15 protein-coding genes are annotated in these 15,127 nt (G+C 63.1%); 6 read left to right on the top strand and 9 right to left on the bottom strand.

The features are described from left to right. Positions 1–305: 305 nt before the first annotated feature. Complete coding sequence (locus AKL29_RS41455) at positions 306–629, bottom strand: DUF1127 domain-containing protein (protein WP_080667239.1); 324 nt, start codon at positions 627–629, stop codon at positions 306–308. Positions 630–778: 149 nt separating this feature from the next. Between AKL29_RS41455 and AKL29_RS39390 the strand changes: the two genes are divergently transcribed. Continuing rightward, positions 779–2,353: a winged helix-turn-helix domain-containing protein gene (locus AKL29_RS39390; RefSeq protein ID WP_028337005.1), complete on the top strand. Its 1,575-nt coding sequence runs from the start codon at positions 779–781 to the stop codon at positions 2,351–2,353. Between the two features lie 71 nt (positions 2,354–2,424). Here the strand turns inward: AKL29_RS39390 and AKL29_RS39385 are convergent, their stop codons facing one another. Together AKL29_RS39385 and AKL29_RS39380 are read right to left on the bottom strand one after the other, a co-directional pair. Then, positions 2,425–2,784, bottom strand: a complete 360-nt coding sequence (locus tag AKL29_RS39385; protein ID WP_050387885.1) for a hypothetical protein — start codon at positions 2,782–2,784, stop codon at positions 2,425–2,427. A gap of 5 nt (positions 2,785–2,789) precedes the next feature. After that, on the bottom strand, positions 2,790–3,413 hold the full coding sequence (locus tag AKL29_RS39380) for a hypothetical protein (protein WP_152977957.1): 624 nt from the start codon (positions 3,411–3,413) through the stop codon (positions 2,790–2,792). Between AKL29_RS39380 and AKL29_RS39375 the strand changes: the two genes are divergently transcribed. Both AKL29_RS39375 and AKL29_RS39370 read left to right on the top strand, forming a co-directional pair. Further along, the gene (locus AKL29_RS39375; protein ID WP_244482673.1) at positions 3,403–3,780 is read left to right on the top strand and encodes a DUF935 domain-containing protein; all 378 of its coding nucleotides are present in this window, start codon (positions 3,403–3,405) and stop codon (positions 3,778–3,780) included. The two genes, AKL29_RS39380 and AKL29_RS39375, sit on opposite strands and share 11 nt — an antisense overlap. Then, the gene (locus AKL29_RS39370; protein ID WP_050387883.1) at positions 3,770–4,534 is read left to right on the top strand and encodes a phage head morphogenesis protein; all 765 of its coding nucleotides are present in this window, start codon (positions 3,770–3,772) and stop codon (positions 4,532–4,534) included. Before AKL29_RS39375 ends, AKL29_RS39370 begins: the two co-directional genes overlap by 11 nt. 720 nt (positions 4,535–5,254) lie before the next feature. Here the strand turns inward: AKL29_RS39370 and AKL29_RS39365 are convergent. Continuing rightward, on the bottom strand, positions 5,255–6,313 hold the full coding sequence (locus AKL29_RS39365; protein WP_050387882.1) for an NHL repeat-containing protein: 1,059 nt from the start codon (positions 6,311–6,313) through the stop codon (positions 5,255–5,257). A 192-nt stretch (positions 6,314–6,505) separates the two neighbouring features. On the opposite strand from AKL29_RS39365, the gene AKL29_RS42545 reads away from it, so the two are divergent. Then, positions 6,506–6,706 (top strand): hypothetical protein, encoded by a 201-nt coding sequence (locus tag AKL29_RS42545; RefSeq protein ID WP_028337002.1) that lies wholly within the window; start codon positions 6,506–6,508, stop codon positions 6,704–6,706. Between the two features lie 12 nt (positions 6,707–6,718). On the opposite strand, the gene AKL29_RS39360 is transcribed toward AKL29_RS42545, so the two are convergent. Further along, entirely contained in the window at positions 6,719–8,017 is a 1,299-nt protein-coding gene (locus AKL29_RS39360; RefSeq protein WP_430648915.1) for a serine hydrolase domain-containing protein, read from the bottom strand. Positions 8,018–8,124: 107 nt separating this feature from the next. Further along, complete coding sequence (locus AKL29_RS39355; RefSeq protein WP_050387881.1) at positions 8,125–9,501, bottom strand: aminotransferase-like domain-containing protein; 1,377 nt, start codon at positions 9,499–9,501, stop codon at positions 8,125–8,127. A 95-nt stretch (positions 9,502–9,596) separates the two neighbouring features. Here AKL29_RS39355 and AKL29_RS39350 point away from each other — a divergent pair, with 95 nt between their 5' ends. Next, complete coding sequence (locus tag AKL29_RS39350) at positions 9,597–10,022, top strand: DUF983 domain-containing protein (RefSeq protein WP_038377853.1); 426 nt, start codon at positions 9,597–9,599, stop codon at positions 10,020–10,022. Between the two features lie 232 nt (positions 10,023–10,254). Here AKL29_RS39350 and AKL29_RS39345 read toward each other — a convergent pair whose 3' ends face one another. Next, complete coding sequence (locus AKL29_RS39345; RefSeq protein ID WP_157348902.1) at positions 10,255–11,454, bottom strand: multidrug effflux MFS transporter; 1,200 nt, start codon at positions 11,452–11,454, stop codon at positions 10,255–10,257. A gap of 341 nt (positions 11,455–11,795) precedes the next feature. On the opposite strand from AKL29_RS39345, the gene AKL29_RS39340 reads away from it, so the two are divergent. After that, entirely contained in the window at positions 11,796–13,130 is a 1,335-nt protein-coding gene (locus AKL29_RS39340; RefSeq protein ID WP_028336997.1) for an MFS transporter, read from the top strand. A gap of 122 nt (positions 13,131–13,252) precedes the next feature. On the opposite strand, the gene AKL29_RS39335 is transcribed toward AKL29_RS39340, so the two are convergent. Together AKL29_RS39335 and AKL29_RS39330 are read right to left on the bottom strand one after the other, a co-directional pair. Continuing rightward, the gene (locus AKL29_RS39335) at positions 13,253–14,083 is read right to left on the bottom strand and encodes a YiiG family protein (protein ID WP_244482671.1); all 831 of its coding nucleotides are present in this window, start codon (positions 14,081–14,083) and stop codon (positions 13,253–13,255) included. A gap of 299 nt (positions 14,084–14,382) precedes the next feature. After that, complete coding sequence (locus tag AKL29_RS39330; protein ID WP_050387878.1) at positions 14,383–15,018, bottom strand: aspartate/glutamate racemase family protein; 636 nt, start codon at positions 15,016–15,018, stop codon at positions 14,383–14,385. Between the last annotated feature and the right edge of the window lie 109 nt (positions 15,019–15,127).

The following is a 15,127-nucleotide window of genomic DNA, read 5'->3' as shown; positions in this document are numbered from 1 at the left end:
ACGGCAACTTGACTCGTCGGGCAAATCAGCGGTATTCTTCCATTATTCAGAAATCGTGATGTGAGTCCGGGGCTCCTCCAACACGTCGTCCCTGCCTAGCGCGCAATTGTGTAGCGCGCAAAATCGAATGGCACCGCGCGCAAGTTCGTTTGTCACCCCTCAAGTTGGCCCCTGCCGATGGCAGGGTCGACGTCCGCTTCGCGGTCGACAGCGGCGGATTGCGGACGTCTCCCGAGGTCGCAGAAGGGCCAGACGCAGTCATAACGGCTTGCGTAGCGGACCGCGATGGGTTTCCGCGCATTGCGTTAGCGAGGTTTGACGCGTGTTTCTAAGAGCTGCTTGTCCCAATGTGGGTGGATTTGGCCGTCCACTGTTGGCAGGTATTGGACCCATTCGGCTCGTATGCCTCGCGGGTCGATATCTCTGTTCGACACGACGTAGTCAATCTCGCTTCGCGTCGTGCCGATATCCATTAACTCACGATCACTTAGGTCGCACAAGGCGGCTTGTAACCTCTGGCGTTCGCGCCGTTCCTGAAGCGCACCCCAATATTTCCCTAAAAAGCTGGAGACGCGCCGCGTCAATGCGGAAATTTGTCCCAACCCTGTTGCACCATAGGTCATGCTCATCGGAGCATCCTCCTCGGTATTGCTTGTATCGACGGTACCCCATGGTTAGGGGGCCACGCTTGACATCCGGCTTACATTTTCCTTGCCGGCAGCTTATTCTTTGCGTCCGAGCGGCGCAGAAGATCGAAGGCCGCCTAAGGGACCCTCAATTGCGTTATTTCTTCGAGGAGTACGTATTCGACACCGACCGTCGCGAACTGCATCGCGGGGCGAGCCTCGTCTCCATCACACCGCAGGTATTCGATTTACTTGATTACCTTATCCGCAATAGGGAGCGCGTCGTCAGCAAAGACGATCTCATCAGCGCGGTTTGGAATAGACGCATCGTCTCAGATGCCGCGCTGACGACCCGCATCAATGCCGCCCGGGCGTCAATCGGTGACGACGGTGAAAGGCAGCGCCTAATAAAAACATTGCCGCGCAAAGGCTTCCGATTTGTTGGCGCAGTGCACGAAGGGCAGAAGCCGGCAACTTCGAGTAGTTCGACGGCGCAGAGCGACGGCACGGAGCAAGCGGTGTCACCGCCTCGTCTTTCTATCGTTGTCCTGCCATTCGTCAATCTTAGTGGTGACCCCGAGCAAGACTACTTCGTCGATGGTGTGACGGAAAGCCTCACTACGGACTTGTCGCGGATCAGCGGCTCATTGGTGATCGGGCGACACACCGCATTCACCTACAAGGGCAAAGCGGCTGACCTCAAGCAAATCGGTCGCGAGTTGAACGTCCGGTATGTGCTAGAAGGCTCCGTACAGCGCCGCGAAAGCCGACTTCGCGTCAACGCGCAGCTGATAGACGCTGAAACCGGCACGCATTTTTGGGCGGACCGCTTTGACAAACTCCTAGCCGATCTGTTCGATATGCAGGACGAGATCATATCTAGACTAGCTAACTCCTTGGACGCGCAGCTCGTCGCAGCCGAGGCCATGAGAGCACAACGTTCGGCGCATCCCAATTCAATGGAGTTGTACTTCCAGGGCAGAGCTAAGCTCAATATGGGGTTGACTTCCGAATATATCTTGCAGGCGCGCCACTTTTTCGAGCGCGCCCTGACGCTTGATCCCGGCAATATCGAAGCGCGTCTGGGTTTAGCGCATGTTGATGGCATTGTTGGTGCCGGCTACATGACCGACGATCGGATAAAGTACCTTACCGCAGCAGAAGCGGCCGTCATGCATGCCCTGACCCTCGCGCCGAACCACGCCTTGGCTCACTTACATTTGGGAACAGCAAAAATTTTCACGAACCGCGTGTTTGAGGGCATTGACGAACTACAACACGCTTTGGCGCTGGACCGAAATCTGGCCCACGCGCACGGGTTAATCGGTCAAGCCAAGATTTTCCTCGGTCGCGGCGGGGAGACTGAGGCGCATGTCTTAGAGGCACTCCGTCTGTCTCCCCGCGACATTCATGCCTTCATGTGGATGCAGTATGTCGGTTTCGCTAAGTTGCAACTTAGTGCCGATAAGGAAGCCGTCTGTTGGCTCCGCAGGAGCATCGACGCCAACCGAAATTATCCGTTTGCGCATCTTGGGCTCGCCGCTGCCCTAGCACTGCTTGGAGCACTCGATGACGCGCGGGCCGCCGCGCAAGCAGGGCTCGCGCTTCAACCTAATTTCAGCATCCGCCGCTTCCGCGCCAGCCCGTCGACCGATAATCCAGCTTATCTTGCCAAACGTGAGCGCATTTATGAGGGCATGCGATTGGCAGGAGTACCGGAGGGGTAACGTCGCAGAGGGGTCAAAAGGCGACATGAAGCAACGGCGATCCAATAGTCCGCTTTGGAGCCCGAACCGCCCTAGACCAGGGCGTTGGCGCGGACCAGAAGGGCATCGACCTGCTCGTCGGACAGGCCCACGACGGCGATCATATGCTGAACCAAGGGGTCAGACCGCCTGATCTCGGTCGCCAAGTCCCATTCCTCCTGGACGTCCGCATCCGCCGCAATTGCGGCCTTCACGGAAGCCCAGGTGCCAAGCTCGTCAAAGGCCCTCTTGAGACCGAGCTTGGTGCAGGAAGACGGCACAGGGGCCGGCGGATTGAGGAATGCGACAACAGCCGGATCGTCATCAGCGATTCCTTCAAGCACAAGATGGGGCTGCGGACCTTTAAACCAACTGACGATTGCGCCCGCTTCGTTTCGTTCAATGAAGCCCATGATGATTAATTCTCCAACGGATCGAACCAGCCGCGCGTAAAACACCGATAAGATGTGTTCGCTGCCGCCGATCGCGCACAAATCTGCGCGGCAGTATCCGTCCAAATCTGCAAATCGTTGGCGTTGCCAGAAGTCGAGCTTGTCACTTCGATGCCGTTACCGCCGACACTGTAACCCGGCGCGTTGTCGAAAAGACCGGTTTCGTGCGTCCACCAAACGGTGTTGATCGTAGGGCACCAAGCGATAATGTTGATGTATGCTTTGACGCGAACACCCGTAGGAATGCTTCCCAACGCGAACGTTTGCAACGTCGTTCCGAGTGTATTTGTGGTGAAATCCAGCGACGAGCCGACCCAAAAGAATTCCCGACCGCGCTGTAGGATCTGCGAGAATAGGCGGCCCGAGTTGTGCCAAACGGCACCGACGCGACGTAACAACGTATATCCGGCAGGCATTGTCGGCGCGGTCGCGCTCCTGGACATCAGCACATCGACTGCCGCCGTCGTCGGATTCTTTATCACGAAGACATGATAGAAGCCGTTCGCTAGCGCTCCGGTATCGACGATCGACGGCGTCGTAAAGCTCGTCCCCATGGGGTTGAAAGTCGGGATGTCGACGATGCGCGACAAGCTCGGTCTGCCCGAGCCCGGCCCACAAGAGGAACTGCTGGTCATGCCGACGGCTCCCATGTTCGGCGGCGGCGGGCTGTTCGGGGATCAGCAGCCGTTCCAATCTCTGCATGCGCGACGACCGGCGCTGCGCTCCGCGGACGAGGTGGCCCAGCTGGCGCTCGCTGCTGAAGATCTGGCGCAGCCTGCGTTCCAGGAGCTGGTCGATAGACTGAAGGTCGTGCTGCAGAGTGCGACGAGCTTGGAGGACGTGCGTCACAGCCTGACAAGGTTGAAGCTTGATCCGAAGAACATGACAAAGGCGATCCAGCTCGCCCTGGTGATGGCGAAGCTCGCCGGCCGCGACGATATCGCCGATGAACACTAGGGTCATTCTGCCGCGCAAGCTGAGTTTCCGCGGCTGTTGCTGCGGTCAGGCGCATCTTGCGATGAACGCCGTCGATGTCGCTGCCTTCAGCACCGATCCGCTGGAGGCGATCCGGTGCATCCGCGATAAGCTCGACGTGCCGACGTCGAGCTGGACCGACCTGTGGCAGCAGCAGCACTCGGTCGCATTTACGGTCGCCGGCGCGACCTCGAAGGACCTGGTCCGGGACTTCCACGACGCCGTCAACAAGGCGATCGAGGATGGCACCACGCTGGAGGAGTTCCAGAAGGACTTCGACGACATCGTCGAAAAGTACGGCTGGAGCTATAACGGCTCGCGCGGTTGGCGCAGCAGCGTGATCTTCGACACCAACGTCAACATGGCCTACGCCGCCGGGCGCTGGGACCAGATTCAGCAGGTGAAGGCGCGGCGGCCTTACCTGATGTACAAGCACCTTGCCGGGCAGGTCCATCCGCGCGCCGAGCACGAGGCCTGGGACGGCACCATTCTGCCGGTCGACGACCCGTGGTGGCAGACGCATTTCCCGCCGAACGGCTGGTTCTGCCATTGCTGGGTTGAAAGTCTCTCCGATGCCGACCTCGATCGCTACGGCTATCAGGTGTCCGACCAGGCGCCACCGTCGCGCCTGGTGCCTCATATCGTCGGCGGCCGGACCGTCATGGTGCCCGAAGGAATCGATCCCGGCTTTGCCTATCGACCGGGTGAGCAACCGGCCGCAACCGATGACGAATAGGAGTCCCGCCTGCGAGTCCCACCTGTCCGCGGTGCTGCTGCGGCCGAAGTGGCGGTTAAGCCTAGTTTTAAAGAGCTTTCAGCAAGCTTTGAAGCTAGGTGGGACTCGGCGCGCGCCGCCGGGCTTATCGAGTCCCACTTCGGCCAGACGCCGACTGAATCGAATAGGGTTTTTGGTGCCGCCGCGCCGTTGCGTGCCATTCGATCACGCGCGCTGTCGTCTCGCCAATCGCGCGCCGCCGCCCGTCCAACCCTTTGAGAACTCGCCACTTCCCGCGCATTCCCGGTCAATCCCGGAATTGCCCAGGGGTGTCATACGAAACAGCGCGTCACAAATTGCGCACAGGAGCAGGGACCCATACGCTGCGGCGGACCTTGTTGAAGGGACTCGTCGTTCCAGCATCGCCCACAATCGGCATTTGTGGTTATGGGTCCCTGCTTTCGCAGGGACGACGATGAGGATGGTTCTCGATAAGGTGTCACACCACGCGGTGTCATCACCCACGCATGCCGGTGATCCAGTATTCCAGAGACGTCTGTGCTTGAATCGAGAAGCCGCGGCGTGCTGGATCGCCCGGTCGAGCCGGGCGATGACGGCGGTGGACGACGATATACGGCCACGCTCCGGACGACGCTTCGCGTCGTTCGTCGCGCGTCGACCTCCCCCGCAAACGAGAGAGGTACAGCTAGTCAGTGGACCGAGATCGCGATACTTCGGTCTTCACTTCGGCAACGCAATCGGCGTCAGCTTGAACGGGCCGGGGTCCTTGCCCTTGTTGTCGCCGATCACGTAGGACAGCTTGCCCTCGGCGACCCAGCCGACATCGCCGACCTGCGTCACCGAGACCGGCTCAGCGAGACCATCCTTGATGGTGTCGATGGTCGCCTCGTTGCCCTTCACCGTGACCTTGTCGAGCTTGCCGTTGCCCTCGATCAGCAGGAAGCCGCCGCCATGCGCCCGCAGCGCGTCGGCGTGATCGAGCGGCCGCGACGGCTTCAGCTCGGTCACCGCGCCCGCCTTGCCGTCCTTCATCTCGATCTTGAACAGTTTGGCCGGAATGAAGGTCGTGACGTAAAGATTGCCGTCGGCGCCGATCGCGATGCCGTCGAGCCCGACGCCGTCCTTGGCCGGCGCGAGCTGCGGATCGGTGGCGAACGTCGCCAGCCCCGTGCTGCCGGGTTTCAGGCTATAAACGAATGGCGCAAAGGAATCGCTCACATAGGCGGTGCCGTCGGCACCGACCACGATGTCGTTGCAGAACGATTTCGGATCGCTCAGGGCAAAGCTGCCCTTCGGCGCGCCGCTCTTGAGATCGAAGGTCTTCAGCCAGGCGCCCTTGACGTCGCTCGGCCCCGCCACGCCCATCGCGCTGATGTCGTTGGAGCAGACATAGAGCGTGCCGCTCTTCTCGTCGGCGAGCACGCCCAGCGTCGAGCGGCTGTCGGCGGCGCCCGGCTTGACCAGCTGCTCGGCCTTGCCGGCCGAGATCTTGGTCACGCCGCCATGGTTGAAGCTGCCGACGTAAAGCGTTCCGTCGGAGGTCGAGGTCACGCTCTCCGGAAAACTCTTGTCGGGAACGCCGACCGGAGCCGTTTCGGCGCGAGCCGCGCCGGCCATGCCAAGCGCAAGGACGATGGCCGCAGCGCTCGCTAGATTCTTGTTTTGGCGCGTTTTCTTCACGCGAACCTTCGCTCGAAAACGCTCCAGCGATGCGCGGCGGATCTTGAGCAGTTCTCCCGTTGCGCGCGGACGTCCCGCGGCGCCATTGTTCTTTATCATGATCGCGTTTCCTCAATGAACCTGGTTGGACCAGGCAGGATTTTCTTGGCGATCGTCTCCGGTCGATGGTTGTTGTCTGCAGGGTTCCCGACCGAATTGTTCACCCGCCTGCCTTGTCGTTTCGATATATACGATAGTATATAGCGAGAGGGAAGCAGCAGAGAGGAAGCTGCGACGGCCGGATGGCGCGTCATGGAACGGGAATTGGCGCTGCACCACCAATGCGTGTGCTGCGGTGGCCTTATCGGGGGGATCGTCGACGATGGCGCGATCGGCCTCGATGCACGGATCGGCGTGTTTACGGATGAGTGTGCATTCGCCTGCAACGAATGCACCGCGAGTCTGATCGCGGCCGCAGCACGGCCCAGGCAGGAGGCAGTTCGGCGCAAATAGGTGCGACTAAACTCAATCCGGGCTGAACGCGTCGTAGACCAGCTTGCGGAACGCGGGCGTGATGCGCTGGCGCTCGTTCTGGGTCTGCTCGAGCATGATGTAGATCATGTCGAGCTTCGGATCGACGCCGAAATAGGTGCCGCTGCCGCTGTCCCATTTCAACTCGCCGATCGAGCCGGGCGGTGGCGGCTTGGCGATGCCGGGATCGGTGCGCACGGCGATGCCGTAGCCATAGCCAAAGCCGTCGCCGGGGAAGTACCAATAGTCTCGGCCGACGCCGGAGCCCGGCCCGATATGGTCCGTCGTCATGGTCTTGAAGGCAGAGGGGCTCAGATAGCGCTTGCCGTCGAGCTCGCCGCCGTTGAGCAGCATCTGCGCGAAGCGCGCATAATCGAGGATGGTCGATACCAGGCCGCCGCCGCCGGATTCCCATTCCGGATGCGCGCGCCGGTCGTTCTCGCCCTCGATCAGGATGGTGTCCGAGGGCAGCGGCTCGGCGAGCCTTGTCCGTTCGGTCTCCGCATCGAGCACGTATCTGGTGTCGTTCATCTTCAGGGGATCGAACAGGCGCTCCTTCTCGAACTGATAGAGCGTCTTGCCTGAGACGATCTCGATCACCCGGCCGAGCACGTCGGTGGAATGGCCGTAGCGCCACAGCGTGCCCGGCTGCCGCGACAGCGGCAGCTTGGCCAGCCGTGCGACGAATTCCTCGTTGTCGAACTTGCCGTCGAACAGGTGTCCCGCACGGTAGATCTTCTGGATCCAGTCGGCGCCGATATATTCGTAGGTGATGCCCGAAGTGTGCCGCATGATATCTTCAATGGTCACCGGCCGGATCGGCGGCACCAGCTCAACCTTGGCCGGATCGTTTCCACCGTCCGGTTCGATGGCAACCTTCACGTCGGCAAACGCCGGGATGTATTTCGACAGCGGGTCCTGCGGCGACAATTTGCCTTCGTCGACCAGCATCATCGCGGCGGTGTTGGTGATCGGCTTGGTCATCGAGTGCAGCGCGAACATCGTATCCGGCCGCATCGGCGACTTGGTTGTCACGTCGCGATACCCGAAGGTCTTCAGATAGACCGGCTTGCCGTGCTGCTGGATCAGGATGACTGCGCCCGGAATTTTTCCTGCCGCAACCTCGTTGTCAAAGAATGCGGTGATGCGTTCGAGTTTTTCCGGCACCGGGGCAGGGGCATCGGAGGCGCGCGCCGCGCCTGATATGACAACTGCAAGACAACCGATCGCGGTCACTGCTCCGCGAAGCGTCAGCACAGCACGGTGGACTGCCCGATCATACCCGCACGACATTGAAAAGCCCGCCCCTGCCTGATGCCCTGAGCGCAGAGTTTTAACGGCGTGCGCTCCCGCGCACCATAATCATTTTGGAGCGAGTTTATTCCCGGCGATGGCCGGAATTATACGATTTGGGTAGCGCCGACGGGCGTGCGCACGGCATTCGACAGCACCTGCAGCGCCTGGCTCAGTTCGGCGCGGTTGCGCGCCGCACCCAGCGACACGCGCAGGCCGCGCGGCGCGGCTTCGCCCGCCGCAAAGGCGTCTTCGCCGACCACGGCGAGACCGTTGCGCATCAGGTGCGACAGCAGGTCGGTGCCGTCGAAATGCTTCGGCAGCGGCATCCAGAGATGGTGGCTCGCCGGCCGCGCCGCATAGCTGACGCCTTTGAGGAAGCGGGTCGCAAGCAGCTGGCGCGCGGCCGCCTCGTTGCGGATCGCGCGGATGATGTCGGCGGCGACGCCAGAACGCAGCCATTGCGTGACCAGCGCGACCATCAGCGACGGCGGCATCTGCATGGTGGCCTGCATGCTGGCGCGCATGCGCTGCTCGGCGGCGGCATCGGGTGCCAGGAGATAGGCGACGCGCAGCGCCGGCGCGATGCATTTTGCGATGCTCGCGGCGTAGTACGTGCGCTCCGGAATCAGTGTTGCGATCGGCGCCATCTGCGGTTCGAGCGGGCCGTAGACGTCGTCCTCGATCAGGACGCAGCCGCGCTTGCTGATGATATCGGCGATCGCCTTGCGCCGCGCCGCGCCCATGGTCGCGGTGGTCGGATTCTGCTGCGTCGGAATCAGGTACACCGCCTTCGGCTTGTGCTTGCGGCAGGCCTCGTCGAGCGCGTCGGGCCTCGCGCCCTCCGCGTCCATCGCGACGCCGACCAGGCGAACATCGAGCCGCGCCGCCGCGGCCTTGATGCCGGGAAAGGTCAGCGCCTCGGTCAGCACCACGTCGCCGGGCGACGTCAGTGCCAGCAGGGCGTTGAAGATGATCGCCTGCGAGCCCGGATAGATCACGATGCGGTCGGCGGATGCGTTCGGCACGCGCGGCTGTAGCCATGCGGCGCCGACCTGGCGCTCCTCAGTGGTGCCGCCGGGACGCGTATAGCCGAGATAGGCGGAGAACCCGGCCTCGGCGCGGATGGTGGCAAGTCCCTGAGCGATGCGCAGGTCGAGATTGGCCTCGACCGGCTGCGGCGGCAGGTTCATCGACAGGTCGATGTTGACGGGCGCGGGCAGGTCGGACGCCGCGCGCGCGGTGGTCTCCGAGACGAAGGTGCCCTGGCCGACGCGGGCGTCGAGCAGGCCGCGCCGCCGTGCCTCGCCATAGGCCCGTGTCACCGTGGTCAGATCGATATCGAGCGCGGTTGCCAGCGCACGGTGGGTCGGCAGCCGCTGGCCGCGAGTCAGCCGGCCGCTCGCGATGTCGGCGGCCAGCGCATCGACGATGCGCAGGAACATCGGGCCGTGCCATTCCGAAACCGTAGGGATCCAATCCATGCAATCCAGCGCTTTGTCTTTGATTGTATGCTGTCGAAAGCATATTGTATGGATCATCAGATCAGGTCAAGGACAACGGCCAAAGGAAAACGACGATGACCGAGACGGTTTCCCTGCCAAAGGCGATGTGGCGCGGCTTCACCATGAAGTGCCCGAACTGCGGGCGCGGCCATCTGTTCGGCCGCTTCCTCAAGGTCGCCGATCACTGCGAGGTCTGCAGCGAGGACTTCACGCCGCAGCGCGCGGACGATTTCCCGGCCTATCTCGTGATCGTCGTGGTCGGCCACGTCGTGGTGCCGGCGCTGCTGTGGCTGGAGATGAACTACGCGCCGCCGGCCTGGCTGCAACTGGCGATCTGGCTGCCGGTGACATTGTTCAGCGCGCTGGCGCTGCTGCAGCCGACCAAGGGCGCGATCGTCGGCCTGCAGTGGCAGCTGGGGATGGAGGGTTTCGCGGCGACCCGGCGTGCGGTGGCGCCCGCCCGGGCGCAAAGCAGCGTCGGACGAACTCGCGAAGCCTGACGCGATCCCAGAATCGTAGCCCGGATGAGCGAAGCGACATCCGGGAACAGCAGCCCCGCATATCGCTCCGCTCATGCGGGCTACAGCGCTGGGTCACGTCAGGATCGTAGCCCGGAGGAGCCAACGGGTCGCGCGAACGCGCGCCCGATGACAGGCTCAGCGAAATCCGGGGTAACTCCTGCACAACGAAGAACCCCGGATTGCGCTGCACTCCATCCGGGCTACGGATCAATCAAATCGGATGATGGTGCGGCCGGAACATCCGGCCCTTTTCCGTCACCAGCACGACGGCGAGCGCGGCCAGCGTGCAGAGGAAGAAGCCGGTCGCGAACGGCGCCAGCGTGCCGTCGTAATCCTGTCCGATCGTGGTGCCGACGCCGATCCCGAGCAACGTCGTGATCGTGCCGTACAGCGAGGAGGCGGTGCCGGCGATCTTGCCCTGCGGCTCCATCGCGAGCGCGGTGAAATTCGCCATCATCAGCCCGAACGCGAACATCATCAGGCCCGACAGCACCATGAACAGCGGCAGCGACAGCGTGTCGGTCTTCACCGCCAGCAGCAGGACGCCTGCGACGACCGCAAAGCCGGTCAGCGCGGCGTGCGAGATCACGCGCATGCCGATGCGGCCGACGATGCGCGAGTTGAGGAAGCCGGCGATCGCGACGCCGACCGCGCAGGCCGCGAACGCCACCGGGAAGTAATGCCCAAGCTTGAAGATCTCGGTGAAGATCTGCTGCGAGGAGAACACGAAGGCGAACAGCGAGCCCTGCACGCCGCCGGCGGCAAGCGCGTAGCCGAGCGTCTGGCGGTTGGTGATGGTCTGGCGGAACGCGGACAGCACCTCCGGGATCGCCAGTGACTTGCGCAGCTCAAGCGGCAGCGTCTCCGGCATCCGCATCGCGCTCCAGGCCAGCGCGATCACGCCGTAGATCATCAGTAGCACGAAGATGCCGCGCCAATGCGTCAGCAGCATCACCGCCTGGCCGAATGACGGCGCGATCACGGGGACCGCGATGAACACCATCATCGCCAGCGACATCACGCTCGCCATCCGCCGTCCGGCGTAGCAGTCGCGCACGATCGAGGTCGCGATCACGCGGGTCGCGGCGGTGCCGAGCCCTTGCAGCGCGCGCGCCAGCAGCAGCGTTTCGAACGAGGGCGCCATGATCGCGAGCAGGCCGGCGATGGTGTAGACCGTCATGCCGCCGAGCAGCACCGGGCGGCGGCCGAAGCGGTCCGACAGCGGGCCCATCACGAACTGGCCGACGCCGAAGCCGACCAGGAAGATCGACAGTACCATCTGCGGGCGGTTGGCGTCGGCGATCTGGAACGCGGAGCGGATGTTCGGCAGCGCCGGCAGCATCATGTCCATCGCCAGCGGGTTCAGCGCCATGATCGAGGCGATGACGACGACGAATTCCGGAAAGCCCATCGGGCGGTGGCCTGAGGAAACCCAGGCATCGGCATTGATGTCAGACACTTAGCAACCTCTTGGGAATCCTCGCATCGTAGCGATCTTGCTGCGATGCACAATCGGCGTTTCGGGATAGCTGCCCGCCGATCGCGGTCGAGGTAGCGGGGTCGGGAACCAGGGCCAAAAGCACAATTCGCCGAATATCGTTGCGGATGCAACTATTTTGCTCGTGCGGCGCGGAAACCTCTGCTAATCCCGGGCCCGGCATCCGTGCGGGGCAGGCGCATAGCCGCCGATCACGCCCGCGCGGCCAAGAACAGGCTCAAGAACAGGTTCAAGAACGGGTTTGGGGAGGCCACATGTCCATCGAACTGTCCGCGCGCTCGCGCGGCGCTGAACTGTCGGATGAGGAGCGCAAGGTCCTCACTGCAACGCTCGTCGGCACTACCATCGAGTGGTACGACTTCTTCGTCTACGCCCAGGCGGCGGGCCTGGTGTTCGGCGCGCTGTTCTTCGCGCCGATGAATGCGAACAATCCGCTGCTGGCGCAGATCGTCTCGTTCGCGACGCTCGGCCTGTCGTTCCTGTTCCGCCCGTTGGGGGCCATCGTCTGCGGCCATCTCGGCGACCGCTTCGGGCGCAAGAACATGCTCGTCGTCACGCTGCTGTTGATGGGGGCGGCGACCGCGCTGGTCGGCCTGCTGCCGACCTATGCGCAGATCGGCGCCTGGGCGCCGGCGCTGCTCATTCTGTTGCGCATCCTGCAAGGCTTCTCGGCCGGCGGCGAGTGGGGCGGCGCGGCGCTGATGGCGGTGGAATCGGCGCCCGTCGACAAGCGCAGCTTCTTCGGCTCGTTCCCGCAGATCGGCACGCCGCTTGGCATGATCCTGGCGACCGGCGTGCTGTGGGTGCTGACCGCGACGCTTGGCAAGCAGGCGATGATCGAATGGGGCTGGCGGATTCCGTTCCTGCTCTCGATCGTGCTGATCGTCGTCGGCATCGTGATCCGTCGCACGGTCGAAGAGTCTCCGGTGTTCCAGGCGATGCAGCGCCGGCACAAGGAATCCTCCGCGCCGCTCAAGGAGCTGATGCGCAATCACAGCAAGGAGATTTTGCGCACCGCGTTGATCTTCATGGCCAACAATGCGGCCGGCTACATCCTGATCGCGTTCATCATCAGCTACGGCGCCAACACGCTGAAGATGCCGTCCGAGCAACTGCTGCTGATCGGCACGCTCGCGGCGGTCAGCTGGTTCATCTTCACGCTGCTCGGCGGCATCCTCGGCGACAAAATCGGGCGCGTGCGCTGCTTCCAGATCGGCTATGGGCTGATGGTGCTGTGGGCGGTGCCGATGTGGTTCTTGATCGACAGCAAGAACCTGCTGCTGTTCTTCGTCAGCGCCGTCGGGCTCACGGTTGCGCTCGGCCTGTCCTACGGCCCGCAGGCCGCGCTCTATGCCGAGCTGTTTCCGGCCAAGGTGCGCTATTCCGGCGTCTCGATCGGCTATGCGCTCGGCGCCATTTTCGGCGGCGCCTTCGCGCCGATGATCGCGCAGTGGATCATCGGCACCTACGGCCAGTCCTGGCGCGTCGGCGTCTACATCGCGGTGCTATCGCTGATCTCGCTGATCACGGTGTCGACGATCAGGGATCCGCAAGGCGTCGATCTGAACGTGCACGACGCCGGCACTTAGGCCTTGTAGGGCGGATTAGCCGCAAGGCGCAATCCGGCCTCGTCTCTGCGTCGCGGGTGGATTGCGCCTTCGGCCAATCCACCCGCGCAGCGGTGCATCGCCTGCGATCGCAGCGCGGTCGTTCAGATCCGGGCGCCGCGGTTGTAGCCGTCGACGAGCTGATTGTAGTCGCGCATCAGCCGCGCCGGCGATCCTTCCACCATCCAGCCGGCGCCGGCGTTGCTCAGCATCATCTTCTCACCGGAGCTGTAGGGCACCTTGTCGCGAACGCGGCGCATGAGCTGCTTCGCCGTGGTGAGGAATGATTTGGCGCTGCCGATGAACATCGAGCCGAGCTTGGCGTCGTCGTCCTTGCCCGAGGCCTCGTCCATTGCCTTCACCGTGGCCTCATACTCGTTGAGCGCCTGGGTTATCGCGTCGAGGTTGGGTTTGTCGGCCTGCTGCGCGCGAAGCACGCGTTTGGCCTGGATCATCAGGGCCTCGACATAGTAGTGCGACTTGCGGCCTTCGCTGGCCTCGATCGCGGCCAGCTGCTCGGCGGCGCGCTTGTCATTGATGGCCTCGACGCCGGCGCGCAGCGCCTTGTCGGCGCCGGCAAACGCATCCCAGGCCGCGACCAAGCGCGGATGCAGCGTCTTGCCCTTGGCCATCTTGTCGTCCTTGTAGTTCTCCTGGGTGTAATAGTCGTCCGCCTCCTTCAGCAGCGGCTCAAGCGTGGTGACGGCCGCAACATACGCGTTCGCGGCGTCTTCAAGCTCGGCGTCGTGCGGGTCCGCTGCATTGGCAGCCGCGACGCTCGTCTTGCAGTCGGACGTGTCGTAGATCGTGTAGGTTCCGTAGATGATCCGCTCCTTGCCGGTGGGACCGCCCTTGGCGGCCCAGGAAAAGTAGCGTTCGCGGGATTCGTACGAGCGCGCCGAGAGGCGGTTGATGCACCCGACATAGGCGTTCATCTTGAGCGTCAGTTGCGCGGAGGAGGCGCTCCCCGACGGCGCAGGCGGGGCCTGTTGGGCAGCGGCAGGTGCGAGGAAAGTAGCGATGGCCGCAATCGCAAGGAAAGGGGAGATTTCGCATCGGAAGTTTGCCCTCATCTCAGCCGGAAGTTGGCCGCCTCAGCCCGGAAGTCTATGTGACGGCAGAGAATAACGTCACACGAGCCTCCGCCGAGGCCGCGCGGCACACTATCGACAGACTTGATTGTCGGCTACGGGCCGGAAGTCACGACCGCCGAACTTAGCGATAAGGTACGCGCCTAGCTGATCCCCAGCATCGCCTTCAGCTTCTTGACCGCGCTGTCGGGCGTCGTCAGCACTTCGCGGCCGGTGATTTCGGCGACGCGCTCGGCGGCCGGCGCCATGCTGTACTGCGCGAGCGCGATCAGGTCGCAGTCGCGCAGCTCCTTGGACGCCTCGATCACGATGCGGTCATGTTCGGCGCGGTCGCCGCGGTCGAGCGCCGCCAGCGCGCCCTCGGCAAGCTTCGGCACCAGCGTGACCTGTGACGGAAATTCCGGCGGCATCGACACCAGCGTGGGTGGAAAGGTCGAGAGCAGGCCGATCCGCTTTCCCTTCGCCACCGCCTGTTCGATCATCGCCTCGTTCGGCTTCAGCACTGGCATCGGCGCGTGCTCGCGCGCCACCGCCTCGATGCACGGCCCGAACGCCGAGCAGGTAAAGAGAATGCCATTGGCGCCGGTGCCGACAGCATAGCGCCCCATGGTCAGAAATCGCTCGGTCATGCGCTCGTCGAGCTTACCGTCGCGGGCGAGGTCCGCCGACAGGCTGTCGTCGAGCAGGTTCATCAGCCGTGCCTCCGGCCAATGCCGTGCGAACGATGCCTCGATCGGCACGATCGAGTGCTTCAAGGCGTGAATGAGGGTGATGCGCATGATCGGCGTTTCTCCTTCTCCCTGCTCATTTTGCGGGGAGAGGCCTGGGATGAGGGGTTCTATCATCGTAACAGGTGAGAGGAGTATGCGCGCAGGCTCCCCCTCACCT

The sequence above is a fragment of the Bradyrhizobium pachyrhizi genome (assembly GCF_001189245.1).
Lineage (GTDB): Bacteria > Pseudomonadota > Alphaproteobacteria > Rhizobiales > Xanthobacteraceae > Bradyrhizobium > Bradyrhizobium pachyrhizi.
This window is presented reverse-complemented; position numbering and strand designations above follow the sequence as displayed.